At 69.4% G+C, this 1,201-nt stretch carries 1 protein-coding gene and 1 pseudogene; both read right to left on the reverse strand.

Annotated elements, in window-relative coordinates:
* Nucleotides 1–545: pseudogene (locus GT354_RS18125) on the reverse strand (DNA primase); the annotation flags it as partial.
* The coding region (locus GT354_RS18130; RefSeq protein WP_161357342.1) for a bifunctional DNA primase/polymerase at nucleotides 542–1,201 on the reverse strand (660 nt) is incomplete at its 5' end. The pseudogene GT354_RS18125 and the gene GT354_RS18130, both read right to left, overlap by 4 nt.

Below are 1,201 nucleotides of genomic sequence, written 5' to 3' on the forward strand. Positions count from 1 at the left end.
AGGATCGTGTCCGGCAGGGAGCCGAGTCCGGCGACGGCGACCGCGCAGTAGGACGGAAACGCCTGCACGCTCTGGTTCGATCCGTCGCCGACGCACCGGTAGGTGACGCCGGAGCGTCGGTGTCCGGCGTTGATCCAGCCGCGTAGTTCCTCGTTGTCTCCGGCCTTGGGGCCGAACACGGTGTCGATCTCGTCGAAGAGGATGGTCGGTGTGCTCTCTCCGGCGGACACTGCGCGGAACAGCGCCGCGGCGGACGCGTTGACGGCGGGCATCGGGTTGGGCACGAGGGTTTCCACGATCTCCAGAGCGCGGGTCTTTCCGCTGCCCGGTTCGGGCGACAGGAACGCCATGCGGGGCGTGGAGTCGAAGCATTCGAGCAGGTGCGCGTGCGCGTCCCACAAGGCGACGGCGACGAATGCCGCCTCGACAGGGAACACGTTGAACCGCCGGTGGAACGCCTCGACTTCGTCCAACAGGCGCGCACCGTCGCCCGGCTCGGCTGCGGTGCCAGGACTGCTCTTAAGGGGAGGGGTCGGGTCCGTCATGCTGCGCTCCTGCTGTTGTGCGCGATCGACCAGTTCAGTGCGCTGGTGATGGCCGGGACGCTTTCGCGCTCGGTCAGACCGGACCCCATCGCCCCCTCCTTAAGAGCGTCTTCCACCACCGCGCGCGGAAGGTCGCCGGACGCCACGAGTCGACCCAACGCCCGCGCGGCCCGTACGAGTGCCGCGTTGCGACCACCCTCGGCGGTGCCCGCGACGTTCGCGGTCTCGTTGCGCAGCGCGGCGGCCGCGTACGCGCTGGTGTCGCGTGGGATCGGTGTGGGCACCGTGCGGCGGGTCACCGGGGCGGGTCGCAGCAAGGCGAGCAGCCAATCCGGCAGCGGTGTCACGTCGCCGTCACGGTTGATCGTGTAGGGGCGGGCGCCGATGATGCTGCCTGCGGCGATGACGTATCCGCCGTGTGCGCGCGTGTCGACCTTCCATCCGTGTTTGCCCACGGTGCTGGGCAGGCCGGGTCCGTCCGGGGCGAGGAAGTACAGGTGTTGGCCGCCCGAACGTGTGGTCACGGTGAACGTCGCGTCCGGGAACGACGCTTCGGCGCGCGTGGCCAGGATCGCGAGCACGTCGGCACCGTCGCCGATGTTCTCGTTCGCCCATGGTCCTTTCGGGACGTCGTCCTCGTTCTTGGGCTTGTCGAG

Origin of the sequence: Streptomyces sp. SID3343, assembly GCF_009865215.1 — a bacterium.
Lineage (GTDB): Bacteria > Actinomycetota > Actinomycetes > Streptomycetales > Streptomycetaceae > Embleya.